The sequence below is a fragment of the Diaminobutyricimonas aerilata genome (assembly GCF_002797715.1).
Classification (GTDB): Bacteria; Actinomycetota; Actinomycetes; order Actinomycetales; family Microbacteriaceae; genus Diaminobutyricimonas; species Diaminobutyricimonas aerilata.
Window position 1 is genome coordinate 2,572,694 of the sequence record NZ_PGFF01000001.1, and the last position, 20,736, is coordinate 2,593,429.

Annotated in this window: 19 protein-coding genes; 8 read left to right on the forward strand and 11 right to left on the reverse strand. The window is 71.0% G+C overall.

The window, feature by feature from the left end:
- The first annotated feature begins 32 nt into the window (after window positions 1-32).
- The 4 genes from CLV46_RS12405 to CLV46_RS12420 all read left to right on the forward strand — a co-directional run bounded on the left by CLV46_RS12405 (window position 33) and on the right by CLV46_RS12420 (window position 6,862).
- Window positions 33-1,712, forward strand: a complete 1,680-nt coding sequence (locus CLV46_RS12405; protein WP_100365061.1) for an OmpL47-type beta-barrel domain-containing protein — start codon at window positions 33-35, stop codon at window positions 1,710-1,712.
- 277 nt (window positions 1,713-1,989) lie between these two features.
- Window positions 1,990-3,660 (forward strand): hypothetical protein, encoded by a 1,671-nt coding sequence (locus CLV46_RS12410; RefSeq protein WP_100365062.1) that lies wholly within the window; start codon window positions 1,990-1,992, stop codon window positions 3,658-3,660.
- Between the two features lie 196 nt (window positions 3,661-3,856).
- The gene (locus CLV46_RS12415) at window positions 3,857-5,515 is read left to right on the forward strand and encodes a hypothetical protein (protein ID WP_100365063.1); all 1,659 of its coding nucleotides are present in this window, start codon (window positions 3,857-3,859) and stop codon (window positions 5,513-5,515) included.
- Window positions 5,516-5,716: 201 nt separating this feature from the next.
- Window positions 5,717-6,862, forward strand: coding sequence for a VanZ family protein (locus tag CLV46_RS12420; RefSeq protein WP_100365064.1), 1,146 nt, complete (start codon window positions 5,717-5,719; stop codon window positions 6,860-6,862).
- A gap of 57 nt (window positions 6,863-6,919) precedes the next feature.
- On the opposite strand, the gene CLV46_RS12425 is transcribed toward CLV46_RS12420, so the two are convergent.
- From CLV46_RS12425 to CLV46_RS12445, 5 genes are all read right to left on the reverse strand, one after another.
- On the reverse strand, window positions 6,920-7,933 hold the full coding sequence (locus tag CLV46_RS12425; protein WP_100365065.1) for a cation efflux transmembrane domain-containing protein: 1,014 nt from the start codon (window positions 7,931-7,933) through the stop codon (window positions 6,920-6,922).
- Window positions 7,930-8,397: a transporter substrate-binding domain-containing protein gene (locus CLV46_RS12430; RefSeq protein ID WP_100365066.1), complete on the reverse strand. Its 468-nt coding sequence runs from the start codon at window positions 8,395-8,397 to the stop codon at window positions 7,930-7,932. Before CLV46_RS12430 ends, CLV46_RS12425 begins: the two co-directional genes overlap by 4 nt.
- 96 nt (window positions 8,398-8,493) lie before the next feature.
- Window positions 8,494-9,285 carry a carbohydrate ABC transporter permease gene (locus tag CLV46_RS12435; RefSeq protein ID WP_245866810.1) on the reverse strand — a complete coding sequence of 264 codons (792 nt, stop codon included), beginning with the start codon at window positions 9,283-9,285 and terminating at the stop codon, window positions 8,494-8,496.
- 28 nt (window positions 9,286-9,313) lie between these two features.
- Window positions 9,314-10,258 carry a carbohydrate ABC transporter permease gene (locus CLV46_RS12440; protein ID WP_100365068.1) on the reverse strand — a complete coding sequence of 315 codons (945 nt, stop codon included), beginning with the start codon at window positions 10,256-10,258 and terminating at the stop codon, window positions 9,314-9,316.
- On the reverse strand, window positions 10,251-11,576 hold the full coding sequence (locus CLV46_RS12445; protein ID WP_100365069.1) for an ABC transporter substrate-binding protein: 1,326 nt from the start codon (window positions 11,574-11,576) through the stop codon (window positions 10,251-10,253). Before CLV46_RS12445 ends, CLV46_RS12440 begins: the two co-directional genes overlap by 8 nt.
- A 242-nt stretch (window positions 11,577-11,818) precedes the next feature.
- Here CLV46_RS12445 and CLV46_RS12450 point away from each other — a divergent pair, with 242 nt between their 5' ends.
- From CLV46_RS12450 to CLV46_RS12460, 3 genes are read left to right on the forward strand one after another with little or no spacing between them, the layout of a single operon-like run.
- Complete coding sequence (locus CLV46_RS12450) at window positions 11,819-13,243, forward strand: LLM class flavin-dependent oxidoreductase (RefSeq protein ID WP_100366047.1); 1,425 nt, start codon at window positions 11,819-11,821, stop codon at window positions 13,241-13,243.
- A 27-nt stretch (window positions 13,244-13,270) separates the two neighbouring features.
- Window positions 13,271-14,503, forward strand: a complete 1,233-nt coding sequence (locus CLV46_RS12455; protein WP_100365070.1) for an acyl-CoA dehydrogenase family protein — start codon at window positions 13,271-13,273, stop codon at window positions 14,501-14,503.
- A 16-nt stretch (window positions 14,504-14,519) separates the two neighbouring features.
- Window positions 14,520-15,743, forward strand: a complete 1,224-nt coding sequence (locus CLV46_RS12460) for an acyl-CoA dehydrogenase family protein (protein WP_100365071.1) — start codon at window positions 14,520-14,522, stop codon at window positions 15,741-15,743.
- A 416-nt stretch (window positions 15,744-16,159) separates the two neighbouring features.
- Here the strand turns inward: CLV46_RS12460 and CLV46_RS12465 are convergent, their stop codons facing one another.
- From CLV46_RS12465 to CLV46_RS12480, 4 genes are all read right to left on the reverse strand, one after another.
- Window positions 16,160-16,450 (reverse strand): hypothetical protein, encoded by a 291-nt coding sequence (locus tag CLV46_RS12465; protein ID WP_100365072.1) that lies wholly within the window; start codon window positions 16,448-16,450, stop codon window positions 16,160-16,162.
- Window positions 16,447-16,908, reverse strand: a complete 462-nt coding sequence (locus tag CLV46_RS12470; RefSeq protein ID WP_100365073.1) for a hypothetical protein — start codon at window positions 16,906-16,908, stop codon at window positions 16,447-16,449. Before CLV46_RS12470 ends, CLV46_RS12465 begins: the two co-directional genes overlap by 4 nt.
- A 46-nt stretch (window positions 16,909-16,954) precedes the next feature.
- Entirely contained in the window at window positions 16,955-17,398 is a 444-nt protein-coding gene (locus CLV46_RS12475) for a MarR family winged helix-turn-helix transcriptional regulator (protein ID WP_100365074.1), read from the reverse strand.
- Window positions 17,399-17,515: 117 nt separating this feature from the next.
- Window positions 17,516-18,100, reverse strand: a complete 585-nt coding sequence (locus tag CLV46_RS12480; protein WP_100365075.1) for a dihydrofolate reductase family protein — start codon at window positions 18,098-18,100, stop codon at window positions 17,516-17,518.
- Between the two features lie 74 nt (window positions 18,101-18,174).
- Here CLV46_RS12480 and CLV46_RS12485 point away from each other — a divergent pair, with 74 nt between their 5' ends.
- Complete coding sequence (locus CLV46_RS12485) at window positions 18,175-18,744, forward strand: TetR/AcrR family transcriptional regulator (protein ID WP_100365076.1); 570 nt, start codon at window positions 18,175-18,177, stop codon at window positions 18,742-18,744.
- Between the two features lie 56 nt (window positions 18,745-18,800).
- Here the strand turns inward: CLV46_RS12485 and CLV46_RS12490 are convergent, their stop codons facing one another.
- Both CLV46_RS12490 and CLV46_RS12495 read right to left on the reverse strand, forming a co-directional pair.
- Window positions 18,801-19,703 carry a carbohydrate ABC transporter permease gene (locus tag CLV46_RS12490; RefSeq protein WP_100365077.1) on the reverse strand — a complete coding sequence of 301 codons (903 nt, stop codon included), beginning with the start codon at window positions 19,701-19,703 and terminating at the stop codon, window positions 18,801-18,803.
- Window positions 19,700-20,689: a carbohydrate ABC transporter permease gene (locus CLV46_RS12495; RefSeq protein ID WP_245866814.1), complete on the reverse strand. Its 990-nt coding sequence runs from the start codon at window positions 20,687-20,689 to the stop codon at window positions 19,700-19,702. Before CLV46_RS12495 ends, CLV46_RS12490 begins: the two co-directional genes overlap by 4 nt.
- Window positions 20,690-20,736: the final 47 nt, after the last annotated feature.

A 20,736-nucleotide genomic window follows, 5' to 3' on the forward strand; every position in this document is an offset into this window, starting at 1 on the left:
CCGCACTCTCGCCCCTCCCCGAAAGGAACCCGATGCTTCCCCGCATCTCCGCCCGCCGCATCGGCGCGGGCACCGCGGTCGGCGCGATCGCCCTGTCGCTGACCTTCGGCGGCGCCGCGTTCGCCGACGATCTCGTCGCCGCACCGTCGACCTCATCGGCGAGCGCCGAGCCCGCAGCCCCGGCCGACGCGGCGCCGGAACCCGCCCCCGCATCCGCTCCGGAACCGACGCCGGAGCCTGCACTCGAGCCGGCTTCCGCACCCGAACCGGCTCCGGAACCGGGTCCCGCTCCCGAATCGGCGCAGGCACCGACGACGGCCGAACTCTCGACGCCCGCCACACCCGAGCCGGCTGCGCCCGCACCGTCGCCGGTCACAGCCGCCACCGCGGCCGCGGACACCGTGCCGCCCGTCGTCGCGCTGAGCTTCCCGGATCCCGATACGAGCGGCTGGCACACCCGCCCGATCCCGGTCGGTGTCACGAGCGCCGACGAAGGCTCCGGCGTCACGCACATCGAGTACGCGTACGAGAACAGCGGCGACGCGGTACAGAGGATCGACGGCCCTTCCGGCACTGTGACCTTCGAGGCGGACGGGCGGTACGACGTGACCTTCCGGGCCGTCGATGCCGCGGGGAACAGGTCCGCTCCGATCGTCTACGAGGTGAAGAAGGACACATCGACCCCGTACGTGCTCGCGTGGCGTCCGTCGCCGGGGAAGGTCGTCGCGCAAGACAGCGTGTTCGAACTCGAATACTTCTGCACCGACATCGGTTCCGGTGTCGAGGTCTGCGACGACACGGCTCGTGACGCGCAGAACCGGCTGGACACGAGCACCCTCGGTGTGCACGAGTTCGCCATCGAGCTCGTCGACAAGGCGGGCAACCGGGCGACGATCCCCTACCGCTACACCGTCTCCGACGACACCTCGGCACCCCTGCCGACGATCGAGTACCTCGGTGACCGCGACGGCGACTGGCTGACCAGCGATGACGCGATGCTGCGCTTCTCGGCCACGGATGAGACCGGCGAAGTGCGGTGGACCTTCCGCGTGGACGGCGAGCCCCGGTCCGAGCGATCCGCTGTGGTGGAGATCCCCCTCGGGGAAGGTCGGCACATCATCGAGTGGCAGGTCGCCGACCCCATCGGCAACGTCACCGACTACACGACGATCCGGATCGGTCGCGACACGATCGCTCCCGCGATCGCCTTCGCGGCGACAGATGTGGCAGGCGCTCCGGTCGCGTCGGGTGCCGTCGTGCACCAGGGCTCGACGCTGAAGCTCGGCTTCGAGTGCACGGATGCCGCCTCCGGCGTTGCGGACTGCGCCGGTGAGGTCGCGAACGGCCACGCCCTCGACACGAGCGCGCTCGGCCTGCACACCGTGCGGGTCGAGACCACCGACAACGCGGGGCATGAGTCGAGCGCGCTCTTCGAGTACACCGTCGAGGCGCCGACCCCCGGCACCGACCCCGACCCGGGCACCGACCCGGACACGAACCCCGGCACCGGCTCGGGCGGCACCCCCGTACCCCCCACGGGGCCCGCCCAGCCGGCGCCGGTACGGCCTGCAACGTCCGCCGTGGCGAGCGAGCATGAGCTCGCGAGCACCGGCGCGGCGCAGGCCGCGGGCGTCGCGGCTCTCATCGCGGCGCTCATCACGGCGGGCTTCACGCTGACCGCGGTCAGCCGAGCCCGCCGCGCGGACCGCTGACGCGCATCCGCCCCACCCGACGGGCCGCCTCTCCCCAGGAGGCGGCCCGTCGTCGTGTTCCCCGCGGTCGAGTCTGCGCCGCCCACGGCCGTCATCCGCTGGTCGAGTAGGCGCGCGAAGCCGCCGTATCGAGACCCGCCCGACGATCACCCGTCATCCACGACACCCCGGCGCACGACATTGCAGCCCGGTTGCAGCCGCCGACGACCCCGATTCCGGCGTGAACCCCTCTCATAACGTCGGAATCGACCGGATCCCCCGACACAGAAGGACCGATATGACCACCCGCACCAGCTCCCGCCGCGTCGCGGCGGGTGCCGCCACCGGAGCGATCCTGCTCTCCCTCGCCTACGGCGGGGCCGCCGCAGTCGCCGACGAGATCGCCCCCGCGGTCGACGCGGCGCCGGCCGCGACCGAGTCGCCCGCGCAGCCCGCCGAGGCCCCCGCCGCCGAGGCGCCCGCCGCCCCCGCGGTCGAGCAGGCCCCGGATGCCGCGCCCGCCGCCGCATCGCCCGCCGAGACGCTCGCCGAGCCGTCCGAGCCCGAGCAGCCGACCGAGCCCGACGAGCCGACCGACCCGCAGGAGCCGACCGACCCCGAGGAGCCCACCGAGCCGGAGGATCCCGACGTGATCGCCCCGGCCCTGGTCGTCGCGATGCCCGCTCCCGCGCCGCGCGGCTGGTACACCGAGCCGGTCAGCATCGAGCTCGTCGCCGGCGACGCCGAGAGCGGTGTCGCCTCGATCATGTGGCAGGTCGACGGAGGGCCGGCGCAGACCATCCCCGGTGACATCGGCATCGCCACCATCGGCTTCGGCGGCGACCACGAATTCGCCGCGTGGGCGGTGGATGTCGCCGGCAACAGCTCCGAGGTCGCGACCCGCACGGTGATGATCGACATGGCGGCCCCCTACGTCCAGTCGTTCTCGCAGCCGCAGGACGCCGTGTTCCAGCTCGGCGCGGACGTCACGCTCGAGTTCGAGTGCTCCGACGACCTGTCGGGCGTCGACATGTGCATCACCGGTGAACTCCCGAACGGCAAGCTCGACACGAGCACCGTGGGCGACCACACCGTCGACGTGATCGCGGTCGACGTGGCCGGCAACCAGACCGTCATCCCGTACCGCTACTCGGTCACCGACGCCGACACCTCGGCGCCCGCGATCACCGCCACCGCATCGGGCACGCACGTCAACGACCAGTGGTTCACGGGCACCGACGCGAAGGTCACCCTCGAGGTGGCGGATGCCACGGAAGAGGGCGTGTCGATCCACTACACGATCCCCGGCATGCCCGAGGTGTCGGTCGACGGCACGTCGACGGAGTTCCTCGTCCCGAGCGACGGCGCCTTCGACATCGCCTACTACGCCGAGGACGCCGCGGGCAACCGCAGCGAGACGCAGACGATCACGGTGCGCCGTGACACCGTGGTGCCGACGATCGCGTACGCGGCGCACTACACGGACGGCACCCCGGTCGAGAACGGGGCGGTCGTGCCGCAGAACGCCGAGATCGAGTTCGGGCACGAGTGCGTCGACAGCATCTCCGGTGTCGCGGATTGCACGAGCGAGGTGCAGAACGGCGAGTTCCTCGACACCAAAGACCTCGGCGGGCACTCGGTGCTGCTCATGAGCACGGATGCGGCCGGCAACGAGGTGAGCGTCATCTTCGACTACACCGTCGAGGAGCCGAGCGAGCCGACCGATCCGGGTAACGGCGGCGAGGAGCCGACCGACCCCGTCGGTGATGGCGGCGCCCCCGCCCAGCCCGGCACCGGCCAGCCCGCGCCGGCCGTCGTGACCCCGGCCCGCAACACCGCCGATGACGACCGCCTCGCGTCGACCGGCGTCTCGCAGGTCGCCGGCATCGCGGGCCTCGTGGCCGCGCTCCTGGCGGGAGGATTCGGCCTCACCGCCCTCGGCGTCGCCCGCCGTCGCCGCGCCAGCTGACGCCGAGCGATTCACGAAGGGCCGCCCGGATTCCGGGCGGCCCTTTCCGCATACCCGGGCCGCCCGTCCGCATACTCGGGCGGCCCTTCCGCATCCGCATTGCAACACCGTTGCAGCGCTCCGCGACGCTCTCCCGGCACTGAACACCGCTCATAACGTGGTTCCCGACCTGATCCCCCGAGTAACAAGGACAGCCATGAACACCCGCATCAGCTCTCGCCGCGTCGCCGCGGGCGCCGCCACCGGAGCGATCCTGCTCTCCCTCGTCTACGGCGGGGCGGCGGTCGCCGACGAGATCGGGCCCGCCGCCGAGCAGGCGCCCGTCTCAACCGACGCACCCGCCGCGGCTGTGGCCCAGCCCGCCGCCACCGACGCGCCCGTCGAGGCTCCGACCCAGCCCACCGCCGAACCGACGACCGGACCGACCAAGCAGGCGCCGGTCGAGCCGGCTCGACCCGCCGCGGACCCGGCGTCCGCTGCCACGCCGGCACCGGCTGAGCCGGAGGTCGCGACCTCGCAGCCGATCGCCCTGGCCGACCCAGACACGACCGCGCCGTCGATCATCGTCGAGGTGCCGCCCGCATCCCCCCGCGGCTGGTACACCGGCGCAGTCAAGATCACGCTCGCCGCGGGCGACCCGGGGAACAACCTGCGAGGCATCGTGTACTCCATCGACGGTGGTCCGGAGCACTGGATCGTCGGTCCCGGCGGCGCGGCCACGATCGAGACCGGCGGAGAGCACGTATTCAGCGCCTACGCGGTCGATTGGGCGGACAACCGCTCGGCCGTGGCCACGAGTGCCGTGAACATCGACCTGGCCGCGCCGTACGTGGCGACGTTCTCGCAGCCGCAGGACTCGGTCTATCCGCTCGACTTCGAGGTAAGCCTCGGCTACCTCTGCGCGGACGACCTCTCCGGCGTCGACTCCTGCTACGACGAGGACCGCCTCGAGGGCATGCTCGACACGAGCACCGTGGGCGAGCACACGGTCGACGTGATGGCGCGCGATGTCGCCGGCAACGAGACCGTCATCCCGTTCCGGTACTCCGTGGTCGACGACGACATCACCGCTCCCGCGATCACCGCCGTCGCATCCGGTCCGCACACGAACGATGAGTGGTTCACCGGGGAGACCCGCGTCGAGTTCCAGGTGCATGACACCACAGAGGAGGGCGTGTCGATCACCTATCAGGTGCCGGGCCGGTGGCCGACCACGGTGCGTGACACGCGGGCCGCGACGTTGATCGACACCGACGGGGTGTTCGACATCACCTACTACGCCGAGGACGCGGCGGGCAACCGCAGTGAGCAGCAGACGATCACGGTGCGCCGCGACACCGTCGTGCCGGTCATCGCCCACGCGGCCCACGACGCATCCGGAGCACCCGTCGGGAACGGCGCCGTCGTCGCCCAGAACGCGGAGATCGAGTTCGGTTACGAATGCACCGACACGACCTCGGGCGTCGCGGAGTGCTCCAGTGAGGTGCAGAGCGGCGAGCTGCTCGACACTCGGGACCTCGGCGGTCATTCCGTGCTGCTGACGAGCACCGACGCCGCCGGCAACGAGGTCAGCGTCATCTTCGACTACACCGTCGAAGAGGTCGTCGACCCCGTCGACCCCGGCAACGGCGGTGAAGAGCCGACCGACCCCATCGGCGGCGCCCCCGACCAGCCCGGCACCGCACAGCCCACCCCGGCCGTCGTGACCCCCGCGCGCAGCACCACCTCGGACGACGACCGCCTCGCATCCACCGGTGTCGAGCAGGTCACCCCGCTCGGTGTGCTGACCGCGGGCATGCTCGCGGTCGGGTCCGCCCTCATCGCGATCGGTCTGCGTCGCCGCAGCGCCCGCTGATCCATCCGCGAACGAGCGGGCCGTTGCCTTCGGGCGGCGGCCCGCTTCGTCGTGCCGGCCCCGCCCAGGGTTGCGCTTCGACAGGCTCGCTCAGCGACCACCCATCGCCGAGCTCGGCGAGCGCGACGTCCATCCGAGGATCGACCCGACTGCATCGCACGGCCGACGCCTGCGGCGGCACGCATCCGTAAGCTCGGGGCAATGGGTGAGTGGACGTGGCAGGCCGGGTTCGGCGTCTTCGGGGGGCTGCTGCTCTTCGGAGCGCTGCTCGTACCCGCGGTCATGGTGCAGTACCGCCGGTACGGCCGCATCAGCGCGCGGCGGATGCTCGGCGCGGTCGCGCTCAGCATCTACGGTGTCGCCCTGGTCGCCTACACGCTGCTGCCTCTCCCGTCACCTGAGCAGGCCTGCGCGGCGGACCAGTCGCGGCTCGTCAACCTCATCCCCTTCCACTTCATCGACGACATCGCGCGCGAGAATCCGGGCGCGTCACCACTCGGCCTGGCTACCAGCCGGGCGTCGCTGCAGGTCGTGTTGAACGTGGCCCTTTTCGTGCCGCTCGGCGTGTTCGTGCGGCGCTACTTCCACCGCGGCACGCTCACGACCACGATCGTCGGCTTCGCCGGATCGGTGCTCATCGAGCTGACGCAGTACACCGGCCTGTTCGGTCTCTACGCCTGCTCCTACCGCGTCGCCGATGTCGACGACGTGCTCGCCAACACGCTCGGCGCGGTGCTCGGCGGACTCGTCGCCCCCGCCGTGCTGTGGTGGATGCCCCGACGACGCGACCTCGAAGCGACGCGCCTCGAGCCGCGGCCGGTGAGCGGCTGGCGGCGCTGGTTGGGCATGCTGCTCGACGTGCTGATCTTCGGCTTCATCAGCTCCGTCGTCTCGGTTGCCGCCACCCTCCTCCGCACCCTCATCGCGGGCACGTCGGAGGTCGCCCCGCACCCGATCGAACACGTCGTCGCGCACCTCGTGCCCGGGCTGCTCGTGTTCTTCGTCCCGGCGCTCTTCGGATACGGCGCGTCGCTCGGTCAGCGGATCGTGTTCCTCGCGCCCGTCTGGGACGGCGCGCCCGGATCCACCGGGCAACGTCTGGCGCGGGCATCCGTCACCGGCGGCGCCTACACGCTCGGGCTCGCGCTCGGCGACTTCGGCGGTTACGCGCCGTTCGCGCTGCTGAGCGTGCTGACCTCGCTCGTGGTGCTCGTGTCGTTCACGTCGGTGCCGTTCACGCGCGGGCACCGCGGTCTCTCCGGCGCGCTCACCGGAGCCGACATGGCGGACGCCCGCGCACTGCCGCACGTGCCGACCGCGACCGCCGCTCTCACCCCACCCGGCTGAGCGCGTCGGAGCGGGCTGCGCGTCCGTTCCCTTCGACAGGGCTCAGGGAACGGAGCCCTACCGCTCCCCGCCCGACGTCACGCCGGGCAGGAACTCGTCCGGAAGCTCAGCGACCGGCACGATGACCATGTCCTGCACCTTCCAGTCGAGCGAGGAGCACAGCTCCCGCGCCTGCTCGAGTTGTTCGAGCTTCGGCATGCGCCCGCGCTTGGGCACCACGAACGACTCGATGTGGAACACGTGTCCCTCGTCCCGCACGCGCGAGCGGGCCTGCTCGACCCACCGCAGCTCCCGCAGGGTGCGGTCGATGCGCGCGGCGAGCGGATGCGGCTTCTTGTCGTCGTACGTCTTCGCCGACGCGTCCATGAGCGCGCCGATCGCGCCGCGCACGTTCTTCATCCCGTCCCAGCCGATGCTCGCCGAGATGATGAGCGCCGCGGCCGCGTCCGCCCACCAGAGTCCGACCCCGATGCCGAGGATGCCCGCGATGCCCGCGGCCGCGGTCTGCCAGTCGGCCTTGTTCATGTCGGCGTCGGCATACAGCACCTTGTCGTGCAGCGCTTCGGCGCGCTTGAGCTTCATCCGGCCGAGGATGACGGGCGGGATGCTCGTGATCGCGAGGGCGGCGATCATGAGCCAGCCCAACCAGAAGGTGACGCCGAAGAGGGTGATGCCGCCGATGCTCGGATGCTCCGCGGACACGAGCTTGGATGCGGAGTCGAAGAAGAGGTAGAAGCCCATCACGAGCAGCGCCACCGCGGCGACGAGGTGCGCGACGCCCGTCGCGCGGTGGAAGCCGTACGGATGCGCGACGGTCGGCTTCAACCGCACCACCCGCGTCGCGACGAGGAACGCGATCGGCGGGAGGAACGAGAGCATGTCCTCGATCCACGCCGCCCGCATGGCCTGCGAACTGCCGAGCACGAGGGCCACGATCGTCACCGTGACGGCGAGGAATCCGATGGTCGCCCACTCGAGGCGCGTGGCCTGGGCGAGGGCGCGCTGTTGCTCATCCGGCAGCCTGGTGTGTCCGAACCAGCCCTTCGGGTTCGTGCGCTCGCTCACGCTCATGCCTTCTCCGTGAGGAACGTCTCGAGTTCGAGCAGGAACGCGTTCTCGCCCATCCGGGTGAGCATCACGTGCTTCACGGTCTCGCCCTGCTCATCGACCTCGTCGACGTACGCGGCGGTCATCGCCGCCTTCTCCGACCACGGGGTGTCGTTCGCGAACCCGCCGACGGCCATGTCGATCTCGCCGCGGTCGAGCCGGTCGATGAGTTCCTGCTCGCTGCCGGTCACCCACTCGACTCGCGCGTCCAGGTGCTCCGCGAACCGCTCGACGAGTTCCGGTTCACTGCCGGTCGGCACGGCACCGTCGATCTGCACCCACTCCTCGTTGGCGGTCGCGCCGACCACGAGCGTGCCACCGCGCACGCGGTCGAGGGTGCCGTACGGGTCGGTCGGGATGCTGACGCCGCATGCGGTCAGCGCCGCCGCCAGCACGCCGGTCACCAGGAGCGCGATGGTGCGTCTCACGATTCCCCTCCCCCGGTCCGTCTCGGTGCCGAGGCTAGTCCGGAGGACCGGCCGCTGTCAGCCGGCGTTCAGCGTGCGTCCAGAAGTGGATCGGGCCTACTTGACGCTGCCCGCGGCGAGCCCGCCGACGAGGCGCCGCTGGAAGAGCACCGCGGCGGCGAAGACGGGCACGATCCCGACGAGGGAGGCGGCCGCGATCTTGCCGTAGTGGGGCGTGCGCTCGCCGTAGAACATCGACAGCACCACGGGCAGCGTCTGGGCGTCGTCGCTCTGCGTGAGGAACGTGGCCAGCAGGAACTCGTTGTAGTTCAGGATCGCCACGATGATGCCGATCGAGACGAGGGCGGGCGAGACGACCGGCGCGATGATCGACAGCAGCAGTCGCACCGGGCCGGCCCCGTCCATCCGCGCCGCCTCGTCGAGCTCGCTGGGCAGTCTGCGCAGGAAACCCTCCAGCAGCCAGATCGCGACCGGCAGGTTCACGAGCGCGTAGACGAGCGTGAGCCCGATGAGGGTGTTGTTGAGTTCCAGGATGCGCAACAGGGTGAACAACGGCACCACGGCGACGATCGGCGGCAGCAGCCACGGGCTCATGAGCGTTCCGCCGAGGGTGGCCCCGCCGGTGCGGTACCGCACGATCGCCCACGCCGCCGGCAGGGCGAACGCGAGCGTGAGCGCCGCGCCGACCGCGGCGGCGAAGAGGGAGTTGCCCACACCGCGCAACAGCTCCGTGCCGGTGACGACGTCCGACCAGTTCGACCACGCCGGTGTTGCGGGCACGAGCACGCCCGAGGTGACCTCGTCGCGGCCCATGAGCGACACCGACGCGAGGTAGGCGAGCGGCACGATCACGACGGCGAGGGTGATCGCCACGACGGCGGTGGACATGCGGTTCCCACCCGGGCGGGTGGTGCGTTCACGACTCATGGTTCGCCTGCAACCTCCGGGTCAGGAACGCGACGGGAAGGGTGACGACGGTCACCACGACGGCGAGCAACAGGGTGACGGCGGCGGCCATACCGACGTCGAACTCCCGCAACGCGAGCTGGTAGACGATGTACGACGCCGTCGTCGTCGACTGCCCCGGACCGCCCGAGGTCATCATGAAGATCAGGTCGAACACCTTGAAGGCGAGCACGAGGCGGATGAAGAACGCCGCCGCCACGACCCCGGCGATCGCGGGCAGGGTGATGTGCCGGAACAACCCGAACCCGTGGGCGCCGTCGAGCCGCGCCGCCTCGATCGGCTCCTCGTCCTGCGCGAGGAGCGCGGTGAACACGAGGAGCGCCACGAGCGGGGTCCACTCCCACACGTCGGCGACGGCGATCGCCGGCAGCGACCACGCGGACGACGACAGCGGCGACACGCTCGCGGGGTCCCCGCCCGCGAACCCGGTCACGGTGGCGAGCAGTCCGCCGCCGGGGTTGTAGACGAGCTTCCACAGCGTGCCGACGATCACCGGCGGCATGATGAGCGGCAGCAGCAGCACGGTGCGTACGATCGAGCCGCTCGCCACCGAGTGCCGCAACGCGAGCGCAACCACCACCCCGAGCACGAGACTCACGACCGAGACGCCGACCGCGTACGCCGTGCCGCGCACGAGCGAAGCGACGATGTCCGCATCCAGCAGCGCCGCTTCGAGGTTCGCCGTGCCGACCCACTCCTGGAACGGCTTGCCGAGCGACGACTCCGAGAACGCGGCGGCGACGATGAACAGCAGCGGGTAGAGACCGAGCACGAGCAGGGCGAGCACGGCCGGGCTGACGAACAGCCGATGCGCCCGCGCATCCCCCCGCCGTGAACGGCGACGGATGCGCGAGCGCACGGCTGCCGCGGGGAGCGGCAGGGAGGTCTCAGCCAAGGATCTCTTCCCACTCGGACTGCACGCGCTTCATCGTCTCCTCGGCGGAACCACCGTCGCCGGCGATGAGCTTCGCGAGCTCGTCGGTGAGGATCTCGGCCGCCTGCGTCGCGTTCTCCCCCGTCGGCCAGGCGAGCGTGCCCTGCAGCGTCGCGCGGTTCACCTCCTGCAGCTCCGGGTAGGCCTCGCCGTACGCGGCGCTCTCGAGCGACGACCTGCGGTTCGGGTCGATGCCGGTCTGCGGGTCCGAGACGAGCAGCTCCTCGTTCACCTCGCTCGACGCCGCCCACTTGATGAACTCCTTGGCGAGCTCCTCCTTCTCGGTGTTCTCCGCGATCACCCACGTGAACCCGGCGACGAGGGAGGCGCGCGACTCGGTGTTGTCGCCGCCGACCGGCAGGGTGGTGACGCCCCACTTGTCCTTCACCGTGGAGTCCTCGCCGATCTGCGATCCGACGCCGAGGTCGGTCCAGTTCTCGATGAAGGCGGCCTTGCCGGCGTACCAGGCGCCGTTGCCCTCACCGAACGCGGTCGTCGCGGGCGTCGGCACGGCCGAGTCGAGCGCGTCGACGAGCGACTGGGCCGCCGCGATCGCCTCCGGCGAGTCGATCGCGGGCTTGCCGTCGTCGTCGACGAACTCCCCGCCGAATCCGGCGAGCCGGTTCGCGTAGCTCGCCCCGAGGATGAGCGGCGACTTCTGCCCGAAGATGACGTTGCCGTACACCCCGTTGGCGGACTCGTTGCGGGTGATCGTCGCGGACTGCTCGATGTACTCGTCCCACGTCGCCGGCGGAGTGGTGAAGCCGTTCCGCGCGAGGATCTCCTTGTTGTAGAAGAGCACGTGGGTGTCGCCGTCGAACGGCAGTCCGTACCGCTGCCCGTCGACGAGCGTGTACGGGTCGTAGATCGAGGGGATGAAGTCCTCGGTGTCGATCTCGTCGTCGGACTCGATCCAGTCGGTGAGGTCCTTGATGGCCCCGTCGGCGGCGAGGTCGCCGATCGATACGTACCAGGGCGCCGCGACGTCGATGGTGTTGGCCCCGGACTGCTGGTCGAGGGCGAGGGTGTTGCCGATCTCGTCGTAGGGCACGATGACCGGCTTGATGACGGCGCCGGTCTCCTTCTCGAACTCCTTGGCGAGGAGGTTCGCCGCCCCCTCGTGCGAGGTGATCATGAGCACGCTCAGTTCCTCGCCCGAGAAGTCCCCGTCGCCCTCGGAGGCGGACGAGCCGGAGGCGCATCCGGCGAGCACGAAGGCGGCCGCAACGAACGCGGCGGGAAGGGCGAGTCGGCGTCGCGAGACGGCGGCGTCGGTCATGGGAGGTCCTCCTCGGGTCGGCGCTCGGGTGAACGCGTCGCTCATGTTAGGGAGACCTCGACGGACCGCACGAGAGCGCGTGTAAGACGGTGCAACGCACCGTCATCCGGCGAAACAATCCGCGTCACACGGCCGGATGCGTTGTGTTGCGTCGTGTTGCGCGGCCCCTCCCGCGGGCCCGAGAGCCGTTGTTAGTCTCCCGACCGTCGGGCCGCCACCGGCCGGGAACGAAGGGAATGCGCGTGAGCAAGAGGATCATCCTGAACGCGTTCGACATGAGCTGCGTCACGCACCAGGCCCCGGGTCTGTGGCGTCATCCGGAGAATCGGGCCGACGAGTACGCGCGCCTGGAGTACTGGACGGAACTCGCGCAGCTGCTCGAGCGCGGCACCTTCGACGGGTTGTTCCTCGCCGACGTCGTCGGCGTGTACGACGTGTACCGCGGCTCCGGCGCCGCGGCCCTGCGCGATGCGGCGCAGGTGCCGGTCGGCGATCCGCTGCTGCAGATCCCCGCGATGGCGGCGGTGACCCGGCACCTCGGGTTCGGCGTGACGGTCGCCTCCACCTACGAGCTGCCGTACGCGCTCGCCCGCACCTTCACGACGCTCGACCACTTCACGAACGGCCGCGTCGGCTGGAACGTCGTCACGTCGTACCTCGAGAGCGCCGCCCGCAACCTCGGACTCGGCACCCAGATCAAGCACGACGACCGCTACGAGATCGCGGAGGAGTTCCTCGATGTGGTCTACAAGCTGTGGGAGGGGTCGTGGGAAGACGGCGCGGTGCGGCGCGACCGGGAGTCCGGCGTCTTCACCGATCCGGAGAAGGTGCACCCGATCGAGCACCACGGCAAGTTCTACGACGTGCCCGGCTTCCACCTCTCCGAGCCGTCGCCGCAGCGCACCCCGGTGATCTTCCAGGCCGGCGCCTCGCCGCGCGGCCGGGAGTTCGCAGCGCGTCACGGCGAGGCGATCTTCATCAACGGGCTCGTGCCCGAGGTCACCCGGCGCATCACCGACGACATCCGCGACCGCGCCGAGGCGCAGGGCCGTCCGCGCGAATCGGTCAAGATCCTCACCCTCGCGACCGTGATCGTGGCCGAGACGGATGCGGCGGCACAGGCGAAGTACGACGACTACCGCCGCTACGTCTCACGCGAGGGCGCCCTCGCGCTCTACGGAGGATGGTCGGGCCTCGACCTGTCCACGTACGACCCGGACCAGGTGCTGCGTTACGTCGACACGGACGCCGCCCGGTCCGCGCTGTCGATCTTCACCACGGCCGACCCGACCCGCGAGTGGACGACCGGCGACATCGCCGACTACGTCGGCATCGGCGGCATCGGTCCGGTCATCGTCGGCAGCCCGACCACGGTCGCCGACGAGCTCGAGCGCTGGGTCGAGGTGGGCGGCATCGACGGGTTCAACCTCGCCTACGTGGTGACGCCGGGCACCTTCGAGGACTTCGTCGAACTCGCGGTACCCGAGCTGCGGCGCCGCGGACGGGTGTGGGAGGAGTACCCCGAGGGCACCTTCCGCGACCGGTTGAGCGGCAGCCCGGTCGTGCCCGAGTGGCATCCCGCCCACCGGTACCGCGGCGCGTTCGCCGACGCCCCGAGCGTCGCCGACTCCGAGGCGCCGGTCGGCGCCCCCGCCGCCGCCCACTGAGCACCGACATCTCGTCAGGAGGACGACATGACTTCCACCGCTTCCGACACCCGCGCCGCCCGCAGCCCCTGGCACGGCGAGGCGGATGCTGCCGAGCTCGAACGCTGGACGGGGGTCGCCGAGCGCGTCGCGGCCACGCTTCAGCAGGATGCGCTCGAACGCGACCGCGCCAACGCGCAGCCGTTCGGGGAGAGCCGGCTGCTCAAGGAGGCGGGGCTCACCACCCTGCTCGACCCGGCCGAGTACGGCGGGGGCGGCGCGCACTGGGAGTCCGCGTTGCTCGCGGTGCGCATCCTCGCCCGCACCGACGCGTCGATCGCGCAGCTGCTCGGCTACCACTACATCAACTCGGCGAACATCGCCCTGATCGCCCCGGCGGACGAGCGGGAGCAGTGGTACCGGCGGTCGATCGAGGGCCGCTGGCTGTGGGGCGACTCCGTCAACCCGGTCGACCCCGACCTCGCGCTCACCCCCGACGGCGACGGGTTCCGGCTCACCGGCACGAAGCGCTTCTCCACCGGTTCCGGCGTCGGCGACGCGTTGCTCATCAACGCCGTCGTTTCGGAGGGACCGCACGCCGGCCGGTTCGCGTTCGTGGTGCTGCCGTTCGGGCACGAAGGGGTGGAACTCGTCGACGGGTGGGACTTCCTCGGCCAGCGCCTCTCGGCGAGCAACACCGTGCGCTATCACGACGTGCGCGTCGACCCGGAGCACGTGCTCGGCTTCGCGAGCGACGACCCGTTCGAGACGCTCGTCACCCCGGGCATCCAGCTCGTCTTCGGCAACCTCTACCTCGGCATCGCCCAGGGCGCGCTCGAACAGGCGCGCCGCCTCACCAACGCCCGGCCCAACTCGTGGTTCCTGAGTCCGGCCGAGCTGTACCGCGACGACCCGTTCGTGCGCCGCCTGTACGGCGAGCTCGTCGCCCGCACCGCCGCCGTCGAGGCGCTCGCCGATCGCGCGAACCGGTCGTTCGATCGCACGATCTCGCTCGGGCACGAGCTGACCGCCGAACACCGGGCGGCCCTCGAGATCGAGATCGCGACGCTCAAGGTCGTCTCGAGCGACACCGCGATCGACGTCGCCAACCGCGTGTTCGAGGCGACCGGATCGAGCTCGGCCGCCTCGTCGGTGGGTCTCGACCTGCACTGGCGCAACATCCGCACCCACTCGCTGCACGACCCCGTCGACTACAAGAAGCTCGAGGTGGGGGCGCATTTCCTCACCGGCGTCGTGCAGCCGATCTCGCTCTACACCTGACCGGCAGGAGACCCCGATGACGCTCACCGATTCCGCTCGGCGCTCCACCCTCGACGAGGCGCGCGCCCGCTTCCGTCCGCTGTTCGACGTGTTCCGCGCCGACGCCGCCCGTCGCGACCGCGACCGCGAGCTGCCCACGGATGCGGTGCGGGCGCTCAAAGAGGCCGGATTCGGTGCGCTGCGCATCCCGGTGCACTACGGCGGCGCGGGGTTGTCGCTGACCGAGTTCACGTCGCTGCTCGTCGAGCTCGCGGAGGCCGACTCGAACCTGCCGCAGATCTTCCGCGGACACATCGCCTTCGTCGAGGAGCAGCTCTGGGCCGCCGACGAGGCCACGCGCGCGGAGTGGTTCACCCGCTTCGTGGCCGGCGAGACGGTCGGCAACGCGTGGAGCGAGACGGGCGCCGCCACCGTCGGCAGCTCCGAGACGGTGCTGCGGCGTGACGGCGACGCGTGGCGCCTCACCGGCCGCAAGTACTACACGACCGGCACGCTGTTCTCGGAGTGGGCGGAGGTGACGGCGACCACCGAGGACGGCGCACAGGTGACCGTGCTCGTCTCGACCGCGCTGCCCGAGGTGACGGTCTCCGACGACTGGGACGGTTTCGGGCAGCGGCTGACCGGCACCGGCACGGCCGTGTTCGACGGCGCCCGCGTGGAGGCCCGGCACGTCACCGCATTCGGCGACCGCTTCACGTACCAGACCGCGCTGTTCCAGCTCGTGCTGTTGAGCGTGCTCGCCGGGGTCGCGCACGCGGCGGCGCGGGACGCGGCGGACGAGCTGCGCGCCCGCAGCCGCGTGTACAGCCACGGTCTCGCCGAGCAGGCGCGCCACGACGGGCAGCTGCTCGCGGTCGTCGGCGAGGTTTCATCGGTCGCGTTCACCGCGGGTGCCGTGGTCGAGCGCGTCGCGCGCGCCCTGGAGCGCGCGGTCGACCTGGAGCGTGAACGCGGCAGCGACGAGCACCGCCGTGCCGCCGCGGAGGCGGAGATCGCCGCGGCGCAAGGTCAGGTGGTGCTGAGCGAGTCCGTTCCGCGCGCCGCGACCGTGCTCTTCAACGCCCTCGGCGCATCCGCCACGTCGGGCGCGAAGGACCTCGACCGGCACTGGCGCAACGCCCGCACGGTCGCCTCGCACAACCCGGTGGTCTACAAGTCCCGCATCGTCGGCGACTGGGCGGTCAACGGCACGGTCCCCCCGTTCATCTGGGAGGTCGGCGCCTCGCGCGTGCAGGGCTGACCCGCTACACATCCGCGCTCGCGCGCCAGTCCACGCCCGACGCGCTACAGGATCGCCGTGCCGCGCCAGTCCGGGCGCGACCCGCTACACATTTGCGGTCGCGCGCCTGTTTCTCTTGGCGCGCCGACGCGAACTCGTAGCGCGACGGCTCACACCCGATCCGCTACACATCCGCGGCGGCGCGACGGCTCACACCCGACGCGCTACACATCCGCGGCTGCGCGCCTGTCCTTCCTGGCGCGCCGGCGCGAACTCGTAGCGCGACGATGACCGCCCGATCCGCTACACATCCGCGGCGGCGCGACGGCTCACGCCCGATCCGCTACACATCCGCCGTCGCGCGCCTGTTCTTCCTGGCGCGCCGGCGCGAACTCGTAGCGCGACGGTGACCGGCCGCTACCGGCCCGCGCGCTCCGTCAGGCCCGGCGGCGCGCCTGCACGAGCGCGACGACGCCGCCGATGACGGGGAGGCAGCCGAGGATGCGGTCGAGCCGGCGGAACCCGGGCGCGAAGACGACGATCATCACGACCGCGAGGTAGATCGCGCCGTGGGTGGGCCCGATCGCCTGCGTGACCGCGCGCACGTGCACCGTCGCGAGGTTGATGAGCAACGCAGCGAGAGTGCCGACCTCGAGCACCGACAGCACGGTGAGCGCGCGAAGCACGCCGCGACTGGGGGTGTCCGGGCGATCCGTCGCGGCGGTCATCCGACGTAGTCCGATCCGGGACGCACGACCATGAGGATGACGACGGCCGCCCACATGAGGTTGAAGACGCCGGCGAGCATGCCGAGGCGGCTGATGCGCACGGGCGGCTCGGCGAGCGCGGCGGCTTGCGCGGGCACGATGCGGAAGGCGAGCAGCGCGCCCGCGAGCGCGGTGACGATCATCGCGACGGTGATCCACACCTCGCCGACGCGCCCCTGCACGAAGGCGAGCGCGAGCCCGATGATCGGCACGGCGAGCCCGAGCAGTCCGTACACGCGGGTGATGCGGTGCAGGGCGCCGGCGACGCGCGGCGAGCGCTCGCCCGCCGGGTGCCGGTCGCTCGTCGGAGCGCCCGGCGCGAGGGGAACGTAGCGGGGGAACAGGGATGCCGCGACGGCGACGGGACCCACGAAGAGGATCCCACCGAGCACGTGCGCGGCGAGGAGAAAGGCTTCCATGGCCACCCTTCAGTTCGGCTGATGGTTGCTTCAGCCTAACTGAAGGTCAGCGTTCCTCGAACCGCTCCCGCATCGCGCCCTCGAGCGCGTCCGCCACCGCTCGCATGGCCGGAGTTGCGAAGAGCCGCGCGTCGAGCTCGGCAAGGTCGGCCGTCACGGCGGCGAGCAGGTCGGTGCCAGCATCCGTGACCGACAGCGCGGCCGGCCTCCCGTTCGCGGACACCTCGGAACGCACCCAGCCGGCGGCGACGAGCGAGCCGATGAGGGTGTGCGTGCTCTGCACGGTGATGCCCGATCGGCGCGCGAGCTCGCTGAGCGACAGGCCCGGCGCCGACGCGATGTGCCCGAGGATGCCGTACTTGCGCACGTTCAGCCCGCGCGGCTCGAGCGCCTCGGCGAGCGCCCGCTCCACCGAGCGCGACACGGTGAGCAGCGCGATCGTCGCGTTGAACGGCGGCATCGGCCGATCGGCGGGCTGCTCGGCTTCCATCCCGCCATCCTGCCGCACCCCAACCGCCGACACGGTGGCGCTACAGCCGTGCGTCTCGCGCGGCGGGGAAGACTGCCGCGCGAGCGCACGACGAATCGCGCCCCGCGCGGAGCCCGCTCACCGGCGTCGCGCGTACTCCGAGATCACGACGCCGGAACGGAACGTCGTCGTCGACACCTCGTCGAACGCGCGCGGCGCATAGCCGCTCGCGGCGAACAGCGGGATGCCGTCGCCGAGTACCAGGGGGCTCCGCTTCAGCACGAGCCGGTCGATCTCATCGACGAGGGTCGTCGCGAGCGCGCTGCCGCCGCACAGCCAGATGGAGCGGCCCGGTTCCGCCTTGAGCCGGCGGACCACCTCGACGGGGTTCTCGTCGGTGACGGTGAGGTTCGGCCGTTCGCCGAGGTCGTCGTGCAGGTGCGAGCGGGTGAACACCACCTGGTCGAGGTGCCGATACGGGCTCGTGAGTCCGTGGGGCAGGCCCACGGCGTAGGTGTTCCAGCCCATGACCACGGTGTCGAACCGGCCGGCGGACTGGTCGAGGTCCATCGCCGCGGCGGCGACGGTGGGGATCGTGTCCGGAAAGCGCTCGAAGATCCCCTGCATGTGGTCGCCCTCCATCGGGAAGGCGTCGAACTGTCCGTCGGGCCCGGCGATGTAGCCGTCGAGGCTGACGGCGACGTAGTAGACGAGCTCTCGCATGACACTCCTATTCACAACGGACGTAGTGGATAGTGAGAGTACAACATCCGTAGTGGTTCCGCTACCATCGGTTCATGGCGAGGAATGAGGAACGGCGACGACTGCTGGCGGATGCCGGCCTGCGGGTGCTCGCCACGGAGGGGTCGCGCGGACTCACGCACCGGGCGCTCGACGAGGCCGCGGCGGTGCCGCCCGGCACGACGTCGAATTACTTCCGCACTCGCCGTGCGCTCATCGACGGGCTCGTGCACCGCATCGGCGAGCGACTCGCGCCGGATCCGGATGACCTCGAGCGGCGCGCATCCGAGCCCCCCAGCCGGGCGCTGTTCGCGGAGTACGTGCGCGACATCGTGCGCCGGCTCACCACGAACCGCGAGGTGACGCTCGCCCTCTTCGAGCTGCGCCTCGAGAGCAGCCGTCGCCCCGAGGTCGCGGCGGTGCTCGGCGCGTGGCTGCGCGCCGGATTCGACGGCGACGTCGCGTTCAACGAGGCAGCGGGCCTACCCGGCGGCCGACGCGAGATCGCCCTCTTCCACTACGCGATCGACGGGCTGCTGTTCGACCGGTTGACGACGCCGCTCGACGCCGACACCTCGACCGATGAGGTCGTCGACGCCCTCGTCGCAGGACTCCTGCCCCGCTGACCGGGCCGGTCTCGGGGCCGGGGTCGCTGAGACCCCCGACTCCCGCCGAGACCCGCCTACCCCTTGATGCCGCCCGACACGAGGTCCAGCCGCCAGTAGCGCTGCAGGAACAGCACGAGCGCGAGCAGCGGGATGATCGACACGGCGGCGCCCGTGATCGCCACCGAGTACAGGGCGGGCGTGCCCGACCCCTTCGCGAGCAGCGTGAACAGGCCGACGGTGAGCGGATACATGTCCTGGTCCGAGAGCATGATGTACGGCAGCAGGAAGTTGTTCCACGTGCCGATGAACTGCAGCAGGAACACCGTCACCATCCCGGGCACCATGAGCGGCAGCACGATCTGCTGGAAGATCCGCCACTCCCCCGCCCCGTCGATCCGCGCCGCTTCGAGCGTCTCCTGCGGCACCGCCGACATCGCGTACACGCGCGACAGGTAGATCCCGAAGGGGCTGATGATGCTCGGCAGCAGCACCGACCAGTGCGTGCCCACGAGGTTGAACTCGCTCAGCAGCAGGTATTGCGGCACGGCGAGCACGATGCCCGGGATGAGCACCCCGGCGAGGATCGAGAGGAACAGGAACGAGCGCCCGCGGAACTCGTACTTCGCGAGCGCGTACCCGGCCATCGCCGACACGAACACCGACAGCAGGGACCCGACGCCGGAGTAGATGAGCGAGTTGACGCACCACATCAGGTACTGCCCGCCCTGGTAGGCGAAGAGCGACCCGAGGTTCTCGAACAACCCGGTTCCGGGGGCGAAAGTGAACGTGGTGAAGAGCTCACCGCGCGTCTTGCTCGCCGCGAGGTACACCCAGACGACGGGGATGAGGCAGTAGATCGCGCCGAGCACGAGCACGATCGTGGGCAGCAGCCCCCATCCGCCGTCGCGGCTGCGCTGGCGGGCGCGATCGGTGCGAGCGGATGCGGGGCGCGGTCGGGTGGAGACGGCGGCGGTCACGAGTTCACTCCCATGCGCTTGCGGTTGACGATCCGCAGGATGATCACCGAGACGAGCACGGTGCCGACGGCGAGCACGGTGGAGGCGGCGGCAGCCTGGGGCAGGTCGTCGGTTCCGAACGCGTCGCGGTAGATGGTCATGAGCGGCACCCACGTGTTCGAGATGGCGCTCGTCATCGGCTGCAGGGTCGCCGGCTCGCTGTAGAGCTGCAGCGTGCCGATGAGGGAGAACACCCCGGTGAGCACGAGGGCGGGAACCACGAGGGGCACCTTGATGCGCAGCGCGATCTGCGTCTCGGTCGCGCCGTCAAGGCGGGCGGATTCGTAGATCTCGCTCGGGATGCCCCGCAGCGACGTGTAGATGATGATCATGTTGAACCCGACCCCGCCCCAGATGGCGATGTTCGCGAGCGAGCCGAACAGCCCCGGCTCTTCGAGGAACGGGATGGTGCCGAGCCCGAGCGCCCGGGTGATGTACGAGAACGGGCTCGTGCTGGGCAGGTACATGAACCCCCACAGCAGCGCCGCGACCACGCCGGGTACGGCGTAGGGGATGAAGATGGCGGTGCGTCCGAACCGCTTGAGCCGCGCGGCCGGGGTGTCGAGCAGGAGCGCGAAGAGCAGCGCGAGCCCGAGGGTGAGCGGCACGGCGATGATGCCGTAGACGAAGAGCCGGCCGAACCCGGCGGCGAAGTCGGGGTTGGTGAGCACGGCGACGTAGTTCTCGAAGCCGACGAACACATCCGTCTTGCGCCCGAGCAGCCCGCCCTCGATGCGGTAGGCGCGCAGGCTCAGCCACACGGCGTAGCCGACCGGGATGAGCATGAACGCGATGTAGAGGATCACCGCGGGCGCGGTGAACAGGTACGGGGCGAGCCGGTTGCCGCGACTCTGGCGGCGTCCGGATGCGCGGGGCGCGGCGCGCCGCGAAGGGGCGGGGGCTCCGGGCGGGGCCGCGGAGCGCGGCGTCTGCACGGTGGTCGACATCGGTGGCGTCCTTACTTTCGAACCGTGGGGGCGGAGGGGCGGAGGGG

What these genes read in the sequence shown, in the direction of transcription:
- CLV46_RS12485 (WP_100365076.1), top strand. Translation starts at nt 18,175, where the DNA reads ATGGCGAGGAATGAGGAACGGCGACGACTGCTGGCGGATGCCGGCCTG.
- CLV46_RS12410 (WP_100365062.1), top strand. Translation starts at nt 1,990, where the DNA reads ATGACCACCCGCACCAGCTCCCGCCGCGTCGCGGCGGGTGCCGCCACC.
- CLV46_RS12460 (WP_100365071.1), top strand. Translation starts at nt 14,520, where the DNA reads ATGACGCTCACCGATTCCGCTCGGCGCTCCACCCTCGACGAGGCGCGC.
- CLV46_RS12475 (WP_100365074.1), bottom strand. Translation starts at nt 17,398, where the DNA reads ATGGAAGCCGAGCAGCCCGCCGATCGGCCGATGCCGCCGTTCAACGCG.
- CLV46_RS12415 (WP_100365063.1), top strand. Translation starts at nt 3,857, where the DNA reads ATGAACACCCGCATCAGCTCTCGCCGCGTCGCCGCGGGCGCCGCCACC.
- CLV46_RS12425 (WP_100365065.1), bottom strand. Translation starts at nt 7,933, where the DNA reads ATGAGCGTGAGCGAGCGCACGAACCCGAAGGGCTGGTTCGGACACACC.
- CLV46_RS12470 (WP_100365073.1), bottom strand. Translation starts at nt 16,908, where the DNA reads ATGGAAGCCTTTCTCCTCGCCGCGCACGTGCTCGGTGGGATCCTCTTC.
- CLV46_RS12455 (WP_100365070.1), top strand. Translation starts at nt 13,271, where the DNA reads ATGACTTCCACCGCTTCCGACACCCGCGCCGCCCGCAGCCCCTGGCAC.
- CLV46_RS12495 (WP_245866814.1), bottom strand. Translation starts at nt 20,689, where the DNA reads ATGTCGACCACCGTGCAGACGCCGCGCTCCGCGGCCCCGCCCGGAGCC.
- CLV46_RS12435 (WP_245866810.1), bottom strand. Translation starts at nt 9,285, where the DNA reads ATGTCCACCGCCGTCGTGGCGATCACCCTCGCCGTCGTGATCGTGCCG.
- CLV46_RS12465 (WP_100365072.1), bottom strand. Translation starts at nt 16,450, where the DNA reads ATGACCGCCGCGACGGATCGCCCGGACACCCCCAGTCGCGGCGTGCTT.
- CLV46_RS12480 (WP_100365075.1), bottom strand. Translation starts at nt 18,100, where the DNA reads ATGCGAGAGCTCGTCTACTACGTCGCCGTCAGCCTCGACGGCTACATC.
- CLV46_RS12405 (WP_100365061.1), top strand. Translation starts at nt 33, where the DNA reads ATGCTTCCCCGCATCTCCGCCCGCCGCATCGGCGCGGGCACCGCGGTC.
- CLV46_RS12420 (WP_100365064.1), top strand. Translation starts at nt 5,717, where the DNA reads ATGGGTGAGTGGACGTGGCAGGCCGGGTTCGGCGTCTTCGGGGGGCTG.
- CLV46_RS12445 (WP_100365069.1), bottom strand. Translation starts at nt 11,576, where the DNA reads ATGACCGACGCCGCCGTCTCGCGACGCCGACTCGCCCTTCCCGCCGCG.